A 1,056-nucleotide genomic window follows, 5' to 3' on the forward strand; every position below is an offset into this window, starting at 1 on the left:
CCTTCATCGCCCTCGCCATCGTGCTCACCGCCAACCTGATCTCGGTGAAGTACTTCGGCGAGATGGAGTTCTGGTTCTCGCTCGTCAAGGTCGCCGCCCTCGTCGTCTTCCTGATCGTCGGCATCTGGCTCGTCGCCACCAGCCACGACATCGGCGGCCACACCCCCGGCCTCGCCAACATCACCGACAACGGCGGCCTCTTCCCCTCCGGCGTCCTCCCGATGCTTCTGGTGATCCAGGGCGTCGTCTTCGCGTACGCCTCCGTCGAGCTCTGCGGCGTCGCCGCCGGTGAAACCGAGAACCCCGAGAAGATCATGCCGAAGGCGATCAACTCGATCATGTGGCGCGTGGGCCTCTTCTACGTCGGCTCGGTCGTCCTCCTCGCCCTCCTCCTGCCCTACACGGCCTACAGCTCCGACCAGAGCCCCTTCGTCACCGTCTTCGACAAGCTCGGCGTCCCCGGCGCCGCGGGCATCATGAACCTCGTCGTCCTGACGGCCGCCCTCTCCAGTCTCAACTCCGGCCTCTACTCCACCGGCCGCATCCTGCGCTCGATGTCCCTGTCCGGCTCCGCCCCGAAGTTCACCGGCGTCATGAACAAGGGCAAGGTCCCCTACGGCGGCGTCCTGTTCACCGCCGCGTTCGGCCTCGCCGGCGTCGGGCTGAACGCCTTCATGCCGAAGGACGCCTTCGAGCTCGTCCTGAACTTCGCCTCGCTGGGCATCCTCGGCACCTGGGCCATGGTCATGGTCTGCTCGCTCTTCTTCTGGCGCCGCGCCCAGCAGGGCCTCGTGGAGCGCCCCTCCTACCGGCTGCCCTGGGCCCCGTACACCCAGATCGTCACCCTGGGGTTCCTGCTCACCGTGCTGGTGCTGATGTGGTGCGACGGCGGCGTCGGCCGCACCACGGTCCTGTTCGTCCCGGTCATCGGCGCCGCCCTGGTCGGCGGCTGGTACCTGGTCCGTGGCCGCGTGGCCGAACTCGCCGGCACCCGCCGCTGATCCCACGGCCGGCTACGAGGCCCACATGACAACGGGGCAGGTCGGAGCGCTGACG

General features: G+C 68.3%; 1 protein-coding gene. It reads left to right on the plus strand.

The annotated features are described in order from the left end of the window. Positions 1–1,001, plus strand: a 1,001-nt coding sequence (locus tag ACWGIU_RS38400; RefSeq protein ID WP_453712787.1) for an amino acid permease, incomplete at its 5' end; no start/stop codon positions are given. Between the last annotated feature and the right edge of the window lie 55 nt (positions 1,002–1,056).

It is taken from the genome of Streptomyces sp. NPDC054840 (assembly GCF_053611065.1).